This is a genomic window from Aeromonas sp. ANP5 (assembly GCF_963870295.1).
In the GTDB taxonomy this organism is placed as follows: Bacteria; Pseudomonadota; Gammaproteobacteria; order Enterobacterales; family Aeromonadaceae; genus Aeromonas; species Aeromonas veronii.
In genome coordinates this window covers 131,721-149,392 of the sequence record NZ_CAWMRY010000005.1, presented here as the reverse complement: position 1 = coordinate 149,392, position 17,672 = coordinate 131,721, and the positions used below count along the sequence as shown (strand labels likewise).

Below are 17,672 nucleotides of genomic sequence, written 5' to 3'. Positions count from 1 at the left end.
ACAACCAGATGTCTGGCGACTTCAAACAGCCAGGCCCTGGCATTCTCGATGGCGCAGAACTTGCCCTGCTGGCGGATTGCCCGCAAGAAGGTCTCTTGCAACAGGTCATCGGCATCCATCGGGCTGCCCGATTGCTTGAGCAACCACCCATAGAGCTCATGTTCATGCTGCTGCCATGCCGTCATCAGGCAAGGTGGCGCACCGGTTGGTTGGGTCACTTGATGCGTTTTCCTTGTGCATCTACAACCTGCTCTCCATCCTCCTTGGTGAAGGCCCCTTGTTGAGGGCTCGGCAGGATATCCAGCACAACCTCTGACGGGCGACACAACTTGGTGCCAAGCGGCGTCACCACGATGGGACGGTTGATCAGGATGGGATGGGCCAGCATGGCGTCAATCAATTCGTCATCGCTAAACCTTTCCTCAGCCAGCCCTAACGCTTCAAAAGGCGGCACGTTTTTGCGCAGCAAATCGCGCACCGGCATGCCCATGGCGGCAATCAATGTAACCAGGGCCTCACGGTTCGGCGGTGTCTCCAGATAGTGGATAACGGTCGGCTCAACGCCTGAGTTACGGATAAGTTCCAGCGTATTGCGGGAAGTGCCACACGCTGGGTTGTGGTAAATGGTGATAGCAGTGTCACTCATGCTTGCGCCTCCGCTTTGCCATAGTTGCGCTTCATGCGCAGGGCCACATTGACCAGACCGATCAGCACGGGCACCTCAACCAGCGGGCCAATGACGCCTGCGAAGGCCTGATCCGAACTCAAGCCAAACACGGCGATGGAGACCGCGATGGCCAGCTCAAAGTTGTTGCCGGTGGCGGTAAAGGCGATGGAAGCGTTCTTGTCATAGGGAATACCCAGCTTCTTGCCCACCAGGAAGCTGGTGAAAAACATCAGCACGAAATAGACCACCAGAGGCACAGCAACCCGCAATACATCCATCGGCAGCTCAACGATCATCTCGCCCTTGAGACTGAACATCAGCACGATAGTGGCCAGCAAGGCGATCAGCGTGATGGGAGAAATAGCCGGAATAAAACGCTCGGTGTACCACTTCTCCCCTTTCGCCTTGACCAGATAGTGACGGCTCAGGAAACCTGCCAGGAAGGGAATGCCCAGATAGATCAGCACGCTTTCGGCGATATCCAGCATGGTGATATCCACTGCGAAGCCCTGCAACCCAAACAAAGGTGGCAGTACGGTAATAAACAACCAGGCCATGAAGCTGTAGGTGAGGATCTGAAAACCGCTGTTGAGCGCCACCAGGCCAGCACCATACTCCTTGTTACCACCACCGAGATCGTTCCACACCAGCACCATGGCGATGCAGCGTGCCAGACCGATCAGGATCAGGCCCACCATGTAGTCCGGGTAGTCATGCAAGAATGTCAGGGCTATCACGAACATCAGAATAGGGCCGACCAACCAGTTCATGACCAGTGAGAGGGTGATGGCCTGACGGTCGCGGGTCATGGCGCCCATGGTGGCGTAGTTCACCTTGGCGAGCGGCGGATACATCATCAGGATGAGACCGATGGCGAGCGGGATATTGGTGGTGCCAACCGACATCGCCTCATTCCACTGCGCCACCTGAGGGAACAGATAACCAATGCCTACCCCGATGGCCATGGCGACAAAGATCCAGAGGGTAAGATTGCGGTCGAGAAAACTCATTTTTTTGCTGACGGGCAGATCATCGCAGCAGGCTGTATTACTCATCACGAGACTCCATGGAGTTGAATGAAGTGGAAGGCTGATGGCGCGGCAAACCGATAGAGATAAGCGCTGCCAACAGAATAAAGAGAGTGGAGATCCAGAGGCAGGCCTCAAGACCGTAGAGCTGGAATACCAGCCCGGATAGCAGGGTGCCGAGCAGGCGGCCCAGGGCATTGGCCATGTAGTAGAAGCCCACATCCAGCGATACGCCATCGGCTCCTGCATAACTGACGATGAGGTAGCTGTGCAGGGAGGAGTTGATGGCAAACAGGGCGCCAAACACCATCAAGCCACCCACCAGGCTAATGGCCGGATGCAGATCGAAATGCAGCGCCAGAGCAATCAGGGCCGGGGTCAGTGCCAGCACTAGCGCCCAACGCATCGCAGCCTTGCCATCGGGTACACGTCCCTCTCGCTTGCCGGTAAAGCGGGGAGCCTGGGTCTGCACCACGCCATAGGCAATGATCCAGAGTGCCAGGAATCCCCCCACATACCAATGATCCCAGCCAAAGCTGGAGGCGAGGTAGACAGGCAGTGCCACCACAAACCAGACATCGCGGGCACCAAACAGGAACAGGCGGGCGGCGGAGAGGTAATTAATGGCACGGCTCTTGGAGAAGATCTCGCTGAACTTGGGCTTGTTCTTGGCTTTGCCGAGATCCCGTTTCAGGGTCAGCATGCTAATGCACCACACCAGCGCCAACGCCAGTGCCATGACCAGCACAGCCCCCTGAAACCCGAGCAGGGTCAACAGGGCGCCACCAAGGAAAAAGCCCATCCCTTTCAAGGCATTCTTCGAGCCGGTCAGGAGTGCTACCCACTTGTAGAGCTGACCCTGCGCCTCTCCCGGCACCAGCAACTTGATGGAGCTCTTGGCGCTCATCTTGTTGAGGTCTTTTGCTATCCCCGAGAGCGCCTGCGCTGCCATCACCCAAGGCACCGTCAGCCAGAGTGGCGGCACCAGCAGCATACCGAGCGCCAGCACCTGGAGGGCGAGGCCGATGTTCATAGTGCGGTTGAGCCCGAGGCGAGCACCGAGCCAGCCCCCCACCAGATTGGTCACCACCCCGAAGATCTCGTAGAAGAGAAACAGGGAGGCGATGGCCAGCGGGCTGTAACCGAGCCCATGGAAGTAGAGCACCACCAACATGCGCAGAGCGCCATCGGTCAGGGTAAAAGCCCAGTAGTTGCCGGTCACCAGCAGATACTGGCGGATCTCGGGGGAGAGTCGGGTCAGTGCCATGGTCAGGTTATCCTTGCGCCTTGTCCATTTGACCGACCATGCGCATCAGCTCGGCGGTGCGGTTGGCATAGCCCCACTCGTTGTCATACCAGGCGTAAATCTTCACCTGGGTGTCATTGACCACCATGGTGGAGAGCGCATCGATGGTGCAGGAGCGCGGATCCGTCTTGTAATCCACCGATACCAGCGGGCGCTCTTCATAGCCCATGATCCCCTTGAGCTCACTTATCGCAGCAGCCTTGAGCAAGCCATTGACCTCGGCTTCGGTGGTGGGACGGTTCACCTCGAACACGCAGTCGGTGAGGGAGGCGTTGGCCAGCGGCACCCGCACCGCATGACCGTTCAGCTTGCCCTTGAGCTCCGGGAAGATGTGGGTGATGGCGGTGGCAGACCCCGTGGTAGTGGGGATCAGGCTCAGGCCGCAAGCGCGGGCACGGCGCAGATCCGCATGGGGGGCATCCAGAATGGTCTGGGTGTTGGTGATGTCATGAATGGTGGTCATGGAACCGTGCTTGATGCCCAGTTGTTCGTGGATCACCTTCACCACTGGCGCCAGACAGTTGGTGGTACAGGAGGCAGCCGTTACGATAGGGTGCTGCGCCTTGTCATAGAGATGGTGGTTGACCCCCATGACGACGTTCAGAACCCCCTCCTCCTTGACTGGCGCGGTGACCACAACACGCTTCACCCCTTGCTCCAGATAGGCACCCAGCAGGGCCTTGGTTTTCATCTTGCCAGAGGCCTCGATCACCACATCACAACCAGACCAGTCTGTCTGACAGATCTCTTTGTTGCGAGTGCAGAGGATGCGATGGTTACCGATCACCATCTCGTCTCCCTCGGCACTGGCTTCATGATGCCAGCGGCCATGGACAGAATCGAAGGTGATGAGGTGTGCCAGTGAAGCGGCATCGCCAGCCGGGTCATTGATGCGTACAAACTCCACATCCGCCCAGTCAAAGGCGGCGCGAAATGAGAGACGGCCCATGCGGCCAAACCCGTTGATACCAACTTTAATCGTCATGCTGTTTTCCTTAACCGGCGAATGAGTAGTGGGTGTTGAGGTAGTTGACGTGCGCTGCCAATGTCAGCGCCTTGGGGCGCAGCCCTTGTACCAGCGACTTGACCTGTGTCGGGGCGTAGCCTGCCTCCAGCAGCAGGATGGCTGCCATCAGTCCGGTACGTCCCGAGCCGCCACGGCAATGAATTGCCAGGGTCTGACCTGCCGCCAGACGCGCCAGCAGATCCGCCTTGTGGTTGGCAAAGGCTTCGGCAAACGGTGTTTCGGGGGCGCAATCGTCCTCTACCGGTAGCTGGAACCAGGCCAAATCTAACGCCTCGCACTCAGCGGGCAAGCTATCTGCCTTGAATTCGCTAAGCTCGGCATCGGGCATCATGGTGACCACAGCCTCTGCCCCTGCTTCTTTCAGGGTCTTGAGGGACGCTTGCAGGGAAGCCTCCTTGGTGCCGGGGCAGGGGGTGAAGATAAGGCGGGCGCCATTATCCAGGTTCAGGATGTCAAACGGGTGCATGATAAACAGCGACTCCATGTCTCATTGAGAACGTCAGGTGGGTGAAGAGTGGTTGATGGTACGCATCGCTTGTTGCAGTGAGATGCGATCCAGTTTGTTCAGTGGCAGGCTGAGGAAGATCCGCAGCCGGTTGCCAATTTCGTGATAAACCTTGTTAAACGCCGCCCATTGCGCCGCATCGCTCTCTGTCACTGCGGCCGGGTCGCTAAAGCCCCAGTGGCCGGTGATGGGCTGACCCGGCCATGCCGGGCACTGCTCGCCAGCTGCCTGGTCACAGACCGTCAGGATAAAATCCATCTTGGGGGCATCAGGATGAGCAAACTCTTGCCAGCTTTTGCTGCGCAGATTGCTGGTATCCAGATTGTGTTGCGCCAGCAGTTGCAGGGTCAGCGGGTGTATCTCCCCTTTCGGGGAGACGCCTGCACTAAAGGCCTTGAAGTTGCCCTGACCGAGCCGGTTGAGCAGCGCCTCAGCCATGATGCTGCGGGCCGAATTGCCGGTGCACAGAAAAAGCACATTGAACGGACGTTGCATCTCACATCTCCTTGTGGACGGGGTGACATAAATCTTGCAGCGCTTTCACGCCCACCGGTTCGACAGCTTGCAAGGGCACCACGGCATAACGCTTCGCATGCTCCTGCTTGACCGCGTCGATATGGGGCTGCTGACGATACGCTCGCTGGGCCAGCAGTGGTGAGGTGACGCTGGCTGGGGCCAGCATGTGATTGACCACCCAGGCCCATGGCTCGATACCGGCGCGGCGCAGGTCCGCTTGCAAGTTGGCCGCCTCCTGTACCGGAGTAGGTTCGGGCAGGGTGACGATCATCACCTTGGTCTGTTTCGGGTCTTGCAACTGCATCATGGGGGTGGTGAAGTGCATCCCCTTGCCCCCCATCTGACGGGCGATCTCCCGGTGATAGGCACCGGTCGCATCGAGCAGCAGCAGGGTATGGCCGGTGGGGGCGGTATCCATCACCACGAAGCGCTTGCCCGCCTCACGAATGATCCGCGAGAAGGCCTGAAACACGGCAATCTCTTCGGTGCAGGGGGAGCGCAAATCTTCTTCCAACAGGGCGCGGCCCTGGGCATCCAGACTCGCCCCCTTGGTGGCCAGCACCTGAGCACGATAACGCTCGGTCTCGGCGTGGGGATCGATGCGGCTGACCTCCAGGCTGGGCAAGGCTCCAGCCAGGGTCTCTCCCAGATGGGCTGCGGGATCTGAGGTGGTCAGATGAACCGGCAGCCCCCGGCTGGCGAGCTCAACGGCCACTGCTGCTGCCAGGGTCGTTTTACCCACACCGCCCTTGCCCATCAGCATGATGAGCCCGTGGCCATCGCTGGCCAATTCATCGACAAGTTGCTTCAAGCCAGGATGTGGTTCAGTGGTTGTGCTCTCAACCTCATCAGTCCCAGTGACCGGTGCTGCACCCAGTAACTGGCGCAGGCTCTCCACGCCCACCAGATTGGTCGCCAGCAGCGGTACTCTGTCTTGTGGCAAACTGGCCAGCAGCGCTGGCATATCAGCCATCGCCAGCTGCTCACGTTGCCATACGGCTGTCGCCAGGGGGTCATCCGCCAGCTCGCTTTGCGGGAAGATGCCATTGATGACCAGTTGCTGATTGGCAAGGCCGATGGTCGCCAGCTCATCATGGGTACGCGCCACTTCCCGCAAGGTTGAGGCTTGCGCCCGGGCGACCAGAATAAGCCGGGTTTTCCCCGCATCTGACAGGGCCGCAACGGCCTCTGCGTATTGGCTGCGCTGTTTTTCCAGCCCCGCCAATGGCCCCAGACAGGAAGCATCGCCCTTGCCCTGCTCCAGAAACTCGCTCCATGCCCCCGGCAATTGCAACAGACGGATGGTGTGGCCGGTCGGAGCTGTATCGAACACGATGTGGTCGTATTCGCCCACCAGGCTGCTGTCGGTCAAGAGCGCGGTGAATTCGTCAAAGGCGGCGATCTCTGTGGTGCAGGCACCGGAGAGCTGCTCTTCAATGCTGCGCACCACGCTCTCGGGCAATTTGCCGCGCACCGGGCCAACGATACGTTCGCGATAGGCTTGTGCGGCGGCTTGCGGGTCAATCTCCAGTGCTGATAACCCACTGACTGCCGCGATGGCGGTAATGCTGTTACCTATCTGGGTGTCGAACACCTGGCCTACGTTTGACGCCGGATCCGTGCTGACCAGCAGTACCCGTTTGCCACTGTCACACAAGGCAACCGCACTGGCACAGGCCAGCGAGGTTTTACCCACCCCACCTTTACCGGTGAAAAAGAGAAAGGGGGGCGCATCATTGAGAAACGAGTAGTTCAGAAACGGGGACATGAGAGACTCCTATCAGGAAGAACGAGGCAATTGACCGAACAGAGAACTTGCCAGCCAGGCGATGACGCTTAGCAGCAACCACTGCTACCGGAGCAGCATCCACTCTTGACGATCCCTTTGATGGCACCGGCTTTGTTGGACTCAGCGTCTGGCTGTTCACCTTCGGCACCATCACTTTCTGGTGCTTTCGGTAGCTCCAGTCCTGCATAGCGGATCAGTTCAGCGCGGCTGGGATAGCGACCGGTGAGTACCACCTGGCCATCAACCAGGGTCACCGGTAATCCTTCTTCCCCAGACAGTTCCAGAAAGGAAGCCACTGCCGGGGTTTCAGCGAAGACCAGGGGTTGTTGTGCCAGGTTGAATCGGTATAAAGAGCCACCCTGTTGCTTAAGCCACTCGGCGTCACCGGCAAAGATCACCAGGTTCTGGTCAACTTCTGTGCCGCATACACCGCTGGAGCAGCACAGGGCCGGGTCGAAAACTTGTATCAGTCTCATGGTCTCTTCCTCACTTAATCTCGGTGGCAATCGCATCCAGAGCTGCTTTTAGCCCCTCGCGATCATTGGAAAAACGGGATACATCTTGAGACAAGAGGGCTTCGATACGCTTTCTCAGCATCGAATATGCGCTGTGAAAGGCGAGCGCTATCTGCTCCTCGGTGCCAGTTACATAGGCGGGATCATCTACGCCCCAGTGGGCTCGCAATACAGGCCCCAAATAGACAGGACAGGTTTCATTGGCCGCGTTTCCGCACACGCTGATCACCACATCGGGTGTCACCGGCAGCTGATGCCAAGATTTGCTGTGCAATCCGCGGATCTCGATACCCTCGTTGGTCAATAACGCTAGTGAACGGGGATGTACCTCACCGGTTGGTTGACTACCGGCACTCATGGCATGCCAACCGGCAGGGGCCAGGTGGTTAAAGGTCGCCTCTGCCAGGATGGAGCGGCACGAGTTGCCGGTGCATAGAAACAAGATATTCATGATGAGCAACCTTCCTTGTTAGTGCAGGTATGAACAGGCGGAAGCACCTCAGCAGCACAATTGGCCGTGCTGCGCATATCCGAGCACTGTTCTGGATTGCCATAGCAGCACTCTTCGGTGAGGTAACCGATCAAATCGAGCATCAGGGGAATATTGGCGCGGTAACGCAAGAAACGGCCCTCTTGCTCCACCGAGACAAGGCCTGCATGCAGCATGGCTTTCAGATGGAATGAAAGAGTGTTCGGGGCGATATCCAGTTCACTGGCAAGCTGGCCAGCGACCATCCCCTCCAGCCCTGCCTTGACCAGCAGACGCCATACATCGAGGCGGATACCGGATGCGAGAGACTCGAAGACTTTAGTGGCTGTATATTTATTCATTTGAACCTCTTCATTCATTTCATGAATACAACTATACAAGAATAGTTGAAATGATCAACCCACCCAGACCTTGCCATTGATTTATTTAGGTACAGTTGCTGTTTACACAACACTCTTCACGGAAAAACGCGATGATCTTTTCCAGCACTTCGTATTGAGAGACGCACAGCAGGGTACGGCTCTCCCGATTCTGTTTGACTAGACCCACCGAGACCAGCGCGGCAATGTGGTGGCTCAGGGTCGATGCAGGAATGGCGAGCTGCTTTTGCAACTCTCCGACAGGCAGGCCCTGCTCTCCCGCCTTGACCAAATGCTTGAAAATGAACAAACGGGTCGGATGACCCAGCTCTTTCAATGCCTTGGCAACCTCTTCCAACTCCATAGCTCACTCCCCTTGATGGAACATATTTCGATAATACCAGAAATATCTTGACCATCTCAATGATTCGACTATTTTAGAAATATAGTAAATCAAAGAGGGTATGAAAATGAATGACTGGTTAACCATGCTGACAGATGCATCTCAGATGTTTTTGTTTCTGGCCTTCGAGCTCTCTGTGCTGTTTCTGGTGATCAGTGCAGGGGTCAGCTTGATCCGCCAGAAGATCCCCGATGCCAAAATCCAAGCAATGCTGGGAGCCCGAAAAGGCAGAGGTTATTTGATTTCTGCGGTACTGGGGGCATTAACTCCTTTTTGCAGTTGCTCAACCATTCCGATGCTGCGCGGACTCTTGTCTGCCAAAGCCGGTTTTGGGCCAACCCTGACCTTCCTGTTTGTCTCGCCGCTGCTCAACCCGATCATCGTTGGCCTGATGTGGGCCACCTTCGGCTGGAAAGTGACGGTACTGTATGCCGTGATTGCAGCAGGCGTTTCGGTGCTGGCAAGTATGCTGCTGGACATGCTGGGGTTTGAGCGTCATGTGATTGACCCCAAAGAGGCCAAGCAAAGTAGCTGCGGCACCGGTTGTGGCACTACGACAAGTGAACCTGTCAGTGTGAGTGCAACCACCTGCTGCGCTAGCAATGCTATCAAGTCCGTCAAACCGATAAAGGCTCAGGCATCCTGCTGTACTGCGCAACCCGATGAGACCGCACCCACTCTCTCTTGTTGCGCAGATGGCACTGCGGCACTGACCCAGGCCCCTGTCATTCCCACGGCCTTCGCTAAGGCACGCATCGATGCCTGGCAACAATTCAAAGAAGTGCTGCCTTACTTGTTGCTAGGGGTGCTGATAGGGTCATTTATCTACGGATTCATCCCCGCCGAATGGATAGCGGCCCACGCCGGGGCAGACAACCCGCTGGCGATCCCGTTCAGCGCAGTTGTGGGTATTCCGCTCTATATCCGAGCAGAAGCCGTTATCCCTCTGGCATCGGTATTGCTGGGCAAAGGAATGGGCGTGGGGGCGGTGATGGCACTGATTATCGGTAGTGCAGGAGCCAGCCTGACCGAGGTTATCCTGCTCAAATCGATGTTCAGAACCCCCATGATTGTAGCGTTCCTGACCGTCATACTGGGGATGGCCGTCATGATGGGCTACCTGACTCAACTGCTGTTTGCATAAATGACAAAGGGCCTTCTGAAACAGAAGGCCCTTTTACACGGAGCAATTACTTGGCTGTAGAGGAACGAGTGTTGATAAACAACCCCATCAGCTGGAACAGCAAGGCCGCCATTGAAATGCCCAAGACCAAAATTCCGATCTCGGCCAGATTAGGCACATAGTGCTGCACCGCACCAAACCAGGTCGCTTTTGGCCCAAGAGATGCCAGCTGTCCACTGGTCACAAAGGCAACCTCAGCCAGGAAGCAGCAAAGCAAGCTGACCAGCATCGCGACTTTCATGTTCATGAATGACAGCGCCAAGGTGATAAGAAACCCGAGCGGCAGCCAACCTTGTACCCACATACCGTTACCCACCCCGCTGTTTCTGATGCTGTAAACCCAGAGCACTGAGAGCAGGATAATCTGGGCTATCACTGCCAGTCGCCAAATCCCCCATAAGCGTGGATTGAAGGCTTGGGTCACTTGCAGCAAGCCGATGATGGAGACACCGCTGACCATGGCACAAATAAGGGTAAACAGCGCTGATTGTGCCCCTGAAAATGCAGCTCTGGCCACAACAGTGCCAAAGACCGACCCCAATGTCAGGGAGGCCAGACAGGCAATGACCAGGGTACTCCAGGCCAGCACACGGCCTGGTGCAAGGTGTATCCCTTTCCATTCGGCCAAGAACTTGAACAACAACAGCACCAGTTCAATGGAGTAGAGCGTTCCCATCCACCAGATCGGTGACATCACGTTCGGTGACAAGACCAACCAGATGATGCTGAAGGGTGACCCCATCTCCGTCGCCAAGGCGGTGAACGCCCCCAGCAACAGGGCTATGGCGGTGAGCAGCAACTGCCTCTTGTTCTGTTTAAGCCATTCATCATCCAATATTTCAGACAACGCGAGCAGGATGGATGCACCCGTGCTCATCAACGCCAGAAAAATGTAGGTGATCAGCGGCAGTGTCCAGATCATGCTGTCGTTGGTCTTGAATGAAGAGTGGAAAAACCACTCTTCAATCGCGAAAAAACCACCGAAAAGAGAGCCCGCCACCGCCAGTAATAAGGTCATCCTGGATGTATGGAGATGGTATTCACCTGACAGTTACCCACAACAGGGAGTGCTCATTTGTCTTCAAGATGGATAATGAAACAATACGCTTAACCAGCGTGGAAGTCACATGTCGTAGACACATCCAGCTAGACCCCACCAAGTGCTCAATAACGTCAGCAATGCCTTCAATTTCATCGGCCATAGCCGCTGACCTATGCAACCAATTGCTGGCTCGACAGGTTGCTTGGTTGCAAAGGGGTAGCGATTAGTCCCTCCCAGGAGAGCTCATTGGGCCTTAGAGGATGGGCAGTGGACAGGGAGGGACATGCAAGCAGAACCCCTACAGCACGTTGAATATGCTCTGGAATTGATGCCAAAGGAAGGGAGCACGAAAGTAGCGTAAACAAGACACCGGTTTGAGGCCGGTGTCAGGTGATAACTAGATCTGTACATCCAGTTATAACTGGAACTGTAAAAATAATGAAGATGATCTAATTAATTACCCTCTGGAGGTTTAGGCAGTTTATCAAGTTGCAATTCATCATCGGTTTCATATTTTTGTAAAAGAGACCGCAGAAGACGGTTCTCCATCTTCAGTGCGGCAATATCGTCTTCTAACTTATTTATTTTAGATTTTGCTCGTTTTAGATAACCGACTTTACTAGATAGGTTGTCTTTTACATTTTTAGCTTCTGCTTCATTCCGTGTGTGGTAGGCAGATACCCAACGATACTCGGCGTTCCTCAATTCAGCAGATGCTTCATTAACATTAAGAGTTGATGTGCTGACACCAAGGAGTCGTGCTAATTCTTTACGCTTTACACCTTTGAATGCTTTAGGGCCAGCTGTCTGTATCCAGTTATAAAAATCAAGCTTAGTGTCACGTTCTGCAATCCATACACGAATGCTATTTGCTATGTCTTTTGCTCGTGAAATGTTTGATTTAGCCATTCTCATCGCCCCCGAGAATTGATCGTCTCCTGGCTAACAGGTAAAGCTCTATTCAGTTCAGCTTCGCTCATTCCACGATCCGTTGCATTTTTCTGCCATAAGACAAAGCGATGTAACAAAGCGTTGTTTTCACGCTCTAGTCGACGTATTTTACTTTCCAATTCTTCGATGCGTTTTGCTGCATGACTTAGTGAGCTAGGCTTTTTAGCCGATGCAGAAATGCCTGTTTTCAGTTCAAGTTTTCGTTCTTGTATTCGATTAGTTATTCGTGGGAAATTTCGAATTGCTCTATCTGATGGTGCATCACCATATTTTGATTTTAGCCTATTAAGTAGCTTAGGTGTTGAGAGAGTTCCTTGTTCTATACTCCAAGTGTCAATCAAATGGAGTAAGTAATCTATGTGTTCTTCTTTCAACCTCATTCTTCATCCTCACTATAATCTGATAGAAATTCATTGAACTTTATTTCAGCTAGGATATTTTTTTTGCTTTCTATGGCCTCAAGCTTTGGTAGTATTCTTGATAAACCAAGGTGTCTAATTGCTTCTGTATGTTTTATTGTTGTTAACTTATTACCGTTCTCAATTTGTTTTGCTAGTTCTTGTGCTTGATATATCAACCCTGATTTTGGGGCTTGCTCGTAAGCCAGCATAACAAGTGCACCATCTTCGAGCGGTGAATCATCCCCTAATATTTTTACCAATCCATCAATGATCTCATGACGAATCTGCAAGCGTTTCAGTCCGAATGAGTCGCATTCAGATGCAGCTAAGGCTATTTTATCGCTGATATCGTTGAGTTCCTCTATCAGTCTCTTAAGTGTTCTCTTATCACCCTTACAGTGAAGGTTTTCAGGGCACTCAATGCAGTTACATGTTCTTATACAGGGTGATTCACAGTAATTGTGTGTACACATACCTAGCGGTGTTTTGAAAGTGAATCCACCAGTACCCTGAGCTACTAATTCAAATTTGAGACCAAGGTTTTTCCGTGTCATAGGTATCTGGTGGTTAATTCGATCAAGACGCTGTTGTGGTGTTAGCTCCATTGTTTCAAAGTTGCCACCTGTGGATACCATTATTCTTTTTTGTTCAGCTGTTCGATGGTCATACACAGACCCCATTTCTTGACGATGGCTCCACCAGTTTAATTGAAACTCACCCATCCCACCTAATCTTGCCGCAGTGTTGACCATATGTCGGTAAGCATGTGTATTATAGTCATCTGGATTTAAGTTGAGATGCTCATAACCTATTCTTTCAAAAAAGCTACGCTGATATATATTTGCTCCTGAAGACGCACTTTTTACTTCTTTGGAACGCAACCAATCTCTAAAGTGGGATTTGTTAATTTTTATTGCACAATTCTCTACGGTATCTCTACTCTGATGGGTTTGATGTTTGAGCATTACCATTAATGCTTCAGAGTAACGAACTTTATTTTGTTCTGAGTAAATTGGAAAGTCTGCTGGAACCCACCCACTTCTTAGTGCATGTTGATATGCTAATGGATTATATTCTGGACACTGTTCATCCCAAGACTTAAATACTTGTCTGGCTGGTTCTGTTACATGCTTAATACGTTCAATAGCCTCAATAATGGCATGTTCAAACTCACCATTTACTGTCGATGGGACTAATTTCCAGTGATCCATATCAGTTTTTTTTGCATACCAAGTAATACCATAAACTACGGTGTCATCTACTTTCGCTGTCACAAGACAATTAACTGACAGTTGTTCGAATAGATCTTGAGAACGAGCAGGAACCATCATCAAGATCGTTAGAGAAGATGATACTATGACGTTTTTAAAGTCATTGTCCAATTCAGAAGCATTTTCGCCATATGATAACCACGGTTGATTACGAAAGTAATCTGCTGCCGCCATTACTGCTTCGTAGTCAGGAAGCTTATGGCTGTTTTCATCTGTTAGTTTTTCTTTATAGCCATCACTTGATATCTTGTTGTGTGCTTTTACTCTTGGATTTATCCATTGCAGAACACTCTGGGATTTAACAATGCCTAGTGAACCAAAGCATTCTACAATAGGTTTTAGATTTTCAAAAAGAGAACTCATGTTCTTCTGTAACGTATTATTGAGATCAATTAATGATATGCTTGTGAAGTCAGCTTCGTTGTTCAATGAACGATCTCTGAGAACATTTTCAAGTGCCAGATAATCTGAAAGTATAGAATTAACAGCAGTTCTTGAAATGCCACCTTTCATAATATACATATGTAATATAAGAGACTGAATTAGTTCTCGTGAATTTTTGGAGATAAGATGCACTTCGTCTGGATTTAGGCTTTTGATGACATCTTTTAACTCATGCTTTATAAATCGACCTGCCCCGTGCCACCTACTTTCGTTCCATACCCATGATTTGGAGGCATCAAATGGGCATTTCATCGGTTCAGACATCATCCGGCGATAGTGGGAGATGAGTCGCTCTATTGCTTGTCGTCCTTCAAGTTGCTCCCTATTGACATAGGCTATAACGTTCATTCTACTTTTCCCCTTCATACGGTAATCCCTTAATTTCAGGGTGTTCACTTAGCATTTTAAGACGTACTTGATCTGCCATGAATTTGCGTTCTAAAACAGCTATCTGAATAGTTCGCCAATTTTCAACTCCCCGAAAGTCACCAAATTCGCATGCCTCTTTAATTCTATCCTCCACATAATTGAGTACGGCTTTATGATTTCCAAATGGGCTTGGGATAAACAGTTCGCATTCATAACAGGCTATAGGGTAATCCTCGGTACAAAAGACTTCTTTACCACATAGACCTACATCATGGGACTTATGCTTTGTGTAGAGTTTTATTACCTTTTCAGTGTCAACAGAGATCACTTGGTTTTTATCGAATCGTTTAGCTAAAGCCGAAAGAGTTGTCTCTAGATGTTCGCCAATTTTGATAGCCAAAACGGGTAGCGCATTCACGTAAGCCATGGCAGCCTTGTAGCTAGCATGGTCTAGAGAGTTTGCTACCTCTGCAATAGATGCTCCAGATATTGCCAACTTAGTTGCATGAGTATGTCGCAACCGTCTTGCCGTGAGATGAAGTATCTTACCTGTACGCTCAGATGAAATGGAAAATATTGAATTATCTTCAAAAGCATTGTTTATTCTTGCTTCAACACCTGCTCTATTGTGTAGAATATTTCCATCCAGTACTGTATTGATGCTGTGTCGGGATATTTCACTTCGTAATACTTGAGTAGGCCTTTCAATACAGAATAAAGGAACATGTTTCTTTTGCTCTAAAGTCAGAGGGCCTAATAATTTTTCAGTTAACGTGATTGAATTGTCAGCAACAGCTGAAATATCTTTATCAAAATCAAGTTCCCAAGATAATGGTATCTCGTTGAACTCTACACGGAAGGTTTGAAATTTCTGCTTCGCAACAGGACAGTTGTATAGTATAACTTTTTTTGGTGTGCCATCTATGTTTATAAATCCCTTTTGGAAATCACAAAGCTTAGTATTTGCCAGTTGCTCTGCACGCTTACCAGTTATGAATATGAGCTTTAATATTAAATAGGTTTTTCCACATATTTTACCAGTGAAATGAGCGCGGACAAGTTGGTATATAAATTGTTTGCGTTCGTATTCTGTCAGAGCACGAGTATCTTCGCTCTTTTCATGGTTGAATCTGTTTCCTCGATCACCTATAACTAGCTCAGATAAATAACTCTCCATTCCTGGTTCAAAAGCATTTCCGTAACCCTCTATAAAACAGCGCTCAAGAAATACCTTTACATTTGATTTAATATGCTTTGATTCATTTGATACAAAAAAAGTTGAAATCACATTAATAGAAATGCCATCATCAATGTGAACGTAAGTGCTTAAAAATTGTTTAAAGGCAAGAACTGAGTTACAAACAGTAGATGCTGCCAATTGAGTGGCTCGATAGGCAAATGTACGTCTAAGGGCCTCTTCTTGAGCATGGGGTAAAAAGTCAGCCAACCAGTCAATATTTAAAGATGAATTTACACTTAATTGCCATCTTGAAGTGTAAATATCAAACTTAAAACCATCCTTGGATATGTAGGTTTTGCGCTCTCTTGACGGAATAGGGTCATCATTTAGCTGACGTTTATTCACCATTTTATTCCTTATTTAGCAAGAACAGTATGTTTGATACTTCCTGTACATACTCATCTTGCTGCTTTATCTGACGCTCGAAAAGCTCTTCTTTGATAAACTTACGAGCATATAGGCGCACTATTGGTGATTTTTCACTTGCCCATCCAAATTGCAGCAAGAGAAGCTCTACAAAATCCTTCCATTCCTTTCCTTCCTTTTTCATGCGAACACAATACTTCCATGTTGCAGTATGCCTAAATACGTGGGGTGTTAAATCAATCGAGGTGACGTTACTTATAGCCTCTGTAACACTATTAATGCTGTGTAATGGTTTTCCCTGGCTGCTGTTACTGTGGCTGACAAAGATATATTCTGTTTTTTGTCCATTTGGTGTTTTTGCCTTTACCTCAGTGATGTAGTAGTCCAGAGCTTTAAATGCTGTATCACTGATGGTAACTTCACGTTGAACTGTCTTGGGAAGTCTTTGTTTCTTACGAGGATCGTTGAGTGAGCCAGATCGTTGAACTATACGCAAGCCATGTTGTTTGCTCTTGCTACGAATTACGTCAGTAATCTTTAAATTCAGTAGCTCACCACTTCTCATGCCGGAATCAAGTAAAACTAAAATAATCGTGAAATTACGAATTCGTGTTGCCTCACCATCCCATGGGTTTTCAGGTGAAAGTGGGTTTGCAACGTTTAGAATTCGCTGAATCTCGGCATTTCCAAGAGACTTTGATGCACCGAAATTATCCTTAGGTACTACTACTTTTTGGTCCCCTAAGTAGGTTCTAAATTCATAACCAACGGTGCGAATCTGTTCTCTTGTTATGCTTTTACTATGGTAGTCAGAAAGAATGTTTGATAACCACTCAACGTACTTCCCAATGTACTTGATTTTGTCGTTGAAATTGGCTGGTGTGACCTGCCGTGGTATAGCATCAAATTTTTTCCAAATATTTCGAGTCAGACTCGTTTTCACATGTATTTCACTTGTACTTGTATATACGCTGGAAATGAGTTTTGGTAGTTCGTCTGCACGTAACTTCAAGATTGAGGTCAGTGAGTCAATATCATTAATGTTGAAGGCTTTACCACTGGATATTGTGTCTATGAGATTGATACCTCTAAGCTCAGCCCACATGAAGAGTGATTGAAGTGCTTGTAGATGCTTTTCAATCGTACCTAGACGAAGGTGGCGTGCGCGGAGAGAGTTTGTGACATATAGCGTAGACCAGTAGTCGGGCACTCCTGACTCACTATCAAGCAGAAGCATATTTCTCTGACCAGATGGTTCTATGTATAGTCTCGTTACTAGCACATATCTTCCTCAAAACTCTCAGCTTAAAGAAATGCTAGTTGTTGGGCAAAAAAAAAGCAAGCCAACTTTCCTAATGGGAAGTGCTTGCTTTTGTTGCCTCTAAAGGCTTATGAGACATTTTGAGGAGTAAAACTTCCTAAAAACTCTCAGTTGTAATGTGGTGGAGCTGGGGGGATTTGAACCCCCGTCCAAAATTACTACATCCTTGGCACTACATGCTTAGTCACTCTTTACATTCGCCAACCCGCTGCGGAGAGACACGCCACGAATTGACTAGCTCGATTGGTTTTAATGCTTCCGCCCCGAGCAGGACTTCCACACGATCCTGTGAAGGATGACCTTCCGATTCCCTAGGACACAGGCAAGCTAGGGTAGAAGGGCTCTATGCAGGTTATTAAGCTGCTAGTGCGTAGTTTTCGTCGTTTGCGACTATTTTTTTGCGGTTTATTAACGAGGCCTACCGCACCTCGGCATGCACCTTGGGTTTCGTGAATCTTGTCGAATCCAGAATCAGCCCC

19 protein-coding genes and 1 other RNA gene are annotated in these 17,672 nt (G+C 50.4%); 1 reads left to right on the top strand and 19 read right to left on the bottom strand.

Annotation, left to right across the window (positions count from 1 at the left end; translation table 11 throughout):
• The 12 genes from AACT07_RS05085 to AACT07_RS05030 all read right to left on the bottom strand — a co-directional run.
• On the bottom strand, nucleotides 1–218 hold a 218-nt coding region (locus AACT07_RS05085), incomplete at its 3' end, for an RNA polymerase sigma factor (protein ID WP_253182228.1).
• A complete protein-coding gene (gene arsC, locus AACT07_RS05080) occupies nucleotides 215–646 on the bottom strand; it encodes a glutaredoxin-dependent arsenate reductase (RefSeq protein ID WP_069526793.1) in 432 nt (143 codons plus the stop codon). The genes arsC and AACT07_RS05085, both read right to left, overlap by 4 nt.
• The gene (arsB, locus tag AACT07_RS05075; protein WP_069526792.1) at nucleotides 643–1,722 is read right to left on the bottom strand and encodes an ACR3 family arsenite efflux transporter; all 1,080 of its coding nucleotides are present in this window, start codon (nucleotides 1,720–1,722) and stop codon (nucleotides 643–645) included. The genes arsC and arsB overlap by 4 nt, the downstream gene beginning before the upstream one ends.
• Complete coding sequence (gene arsJ, locus AACT07_RS05070) at nucleotides 1,715–2,962, bottom strand: organoarsenical effux MFS transporter ArsJ (protein ID WP_069526791.1); 1,248 nt, start codon at nucleotides 2,960–2,962, stop codon at nucleotides 1,715–1,717. The genes arsB and arsJ overlap by 8 nt, the downstream gene beginning before the upstream one ends.
• 7 nt (nucleotides 2,963–2,969) lie before the next feature.
• Nucleotides 2,970–3,986, bottom strand: coding sequence for an ArsJ-associated glyceraldehyde-3-phosphate dehydrogenase (locus AACT07_RS05065; RefSeq protein WP_069526790.1), 1,017 nt, complete (start codon nucleotides 3,984–3,986; stop codon nucleotides 2,970–2,972).
• A 10-nt stretch (nucleotides 3,987–3,996) separates the two neighbouring features.
• The gene (locus AACT07_RS05060) at nucleotides 3,997–4,494 is read right to left on the bottom strand and encodes a phosphatase domain-containing protein (RefSeq protein WP_253182227.1); all 498 of its coding nucleotides are present in this window, start codon (nucleotides 4,492–4,494) and stop codon (nucleotides 3,997–3,999) included.
• A 33-nt stretch (nucleotides 4,495–4,527) separates the two neighbouring features.
• Nucleotides 4,528–5,028, bottom strand: a complete 501-nt coding sequence (locus AACT07_RS05055; RefSeq protein WP_069526788.1) for an arsenate reductase ArsC — start codon at nucleotides 5,026–5,028, stop codon at nucleotides 4,528–4,530.
• A gap of 1 nt (nucleotide 5,029) precedes the next feature.
• Nucleotides 5,030–6,817, bottom strand: coding sequence for an arsenical pump-driving ATPase (arsA, locus tag AACT07_RS05050; protein ID WP_069526787.1), 1,788 nt, complete (start codon nucleotides 6,815–6,817; stop codon nucleotides 5,030–5,032).
• A gap of 68 nt (nucleotides 6,818–6,885) precedes the next feature.
• On the bottom strand, nucleotides 6,886–7,314 hold the full coding sequence (arsD, locus tag AACT07_RS05045; protein ID WP_069526786.1) for an arsenite efflux transporter metallochaperone ArsD: 429 nt from the start codon (nucleotides 7,312–7,314) through the stop codon (nucleotides 6,886–6,888).
• Between the two features lie 10 nt (nucleotides 7,315–7,324).
• Complete coding sequence (locus AACT07_RS05040; protein ID WP_069526785.1) at nucleotides 7,325–7,804, bottom strand: arsenate reductase ArsC; 480 nt, start codon at nucleotides 7,802–7,804, stop codon at nucleotides 7,325–7,327.
• On the bottom strand, nucleotides 7,801–8,184 hold the full coding sequence (locus AACT07_RS05035) for an ArsR/SmtB family transcription factor (RefSeq protein ID WP_069526784.1): 384 nt from the start codon (nucleotides 8,182–8,184) through the stop codon (nucleotides 7,801–7,803). Before AACT07_RS05035 ends, AACT07_RS05040 begins: the two co-directional genes overlap by 4 nt.
• An 85-nt stretch (nucleotides 8,185–8,269) precedes the next feature.
• Complete coding sequence (locus tag AACT07_RS05030) at nucleotides 8,270–8,566, bottom strand: ArsR/SmtB family transcription factor (RefSeq protein ID WP_069526783.1); 297 nt, start codon at nucleotides 8,564–8,566, stop codon at nucleotides 8,270–8,272.
• 106 nt (nucleotides 8,567–8,672) lie between these two features.
• Here AACT07_RS05030 and AACT07_RS05025 point away from each other — a divergent pair, with 106 nt between their 5' ends.
• Nucleotides 8,673–9,749, top strand: coding sequence for a permease (locus AACT07_RS05025; RefSeq protein ID WP_069526797.1), 1,077 nt, complete (start codon nucleotides 8,673–8,675; stop codon nucleotides 9,747–9,749).
• Nucleotides 9,750–9,795: 46 nt separating this feature from the next.
• Here AACT07_RS05025 and AACT07_RS05020 read toward each other — a convergent pair whose 3' ends face one another.
• From AACT07_RS05020 to ssrA, 7 genes are all read right to left on the bottom strand, one after another.
• On the bottom strand, nucleotides 9,796–10,806 hold the full coding sequence (locus tag AACT07_RS05020; RefSeq protein ID WP_069526782.1) for a hypothetical protein: 1,011 nt from the start codon (nucleotides 10,804–10,806) through the stop codon (nucleotides 9,796–9,798).
• 477 nt (nucleotides 10,807–11,283) lie between these two features.
• Nucleotides 11,284–11,739, bottom strand: a complete 456-nt coding sequence (locus AACT07_RS05015; RefSeq protein ID WP_139123735.1) for a hypothetical protein — start codon at nucleotides 11,737–11,739, stop codon at nucleotides 11,284–11,286.
• 2 nt (nucleotides 11,740–11,741) lie between these two features.
• Nucleotides 11,742–12,161, bottom strand: coding sequence for a hypothetical protein (locus tag AACT07_RS05010; RefSeq protein WP_124813053.1), 420 nt, complete (start codon nucleotides 12,159–12,161; stop codon nucleotides 11,742–11,744).
• Entirely contained in the window at nucleotides 12,158–14,263 is a 2,106-nt protein-coding gene (locus tag AACT07_RS05005) for a hypothetical protein (protein WP_139123734.1), read from the bottom strand. Before AACT07_RS05005 ends, AACT07_RS05010 begins: the two co-directional genes overlap by 4 nt.
• Nucleotides 14,247–15,854 carry a tyrosine-type recombinase/integrase gene (locus tag AACT07_RS05000; RefSeq protein WP_083249918.1) on the bottom strand — a complete coding sequence of 536 codons (1,608 nt, stop codon included), beginning with the start codon at nucleotides 15,852–15,854 and terminating at the stop codon, nucleotides 14,247–14,249. The genes AACT07_RS05005 and AACT07_RS05000 overlap by 17 nt, the downstream gene beginning before the upstream one ends.
• A gap of 1 nt (nucleotide 15,855) precedes the next feature.
• Nucleotides 15,856–17,109 carry a site-specific integrase gene (locus AACT07_RS04995; protein WP_083249917.1) on the bottom strand — a complete coding sequence of 418 codons (1,254 nt, stop codon included), beginning with the start codon at nucleotides 17,107–17,109 and terminating at the stop codon, nucleotides 15,856–15,858.
• A 203-nt stretch (nucleotides 17,110–17,312) separates the two neighbouring features.
• Nucleotides 17,313–17,672, bottom strand: a transfer-messenger RNA (tmRNA) gene (gene ssrA / locus AACT07_RS04990).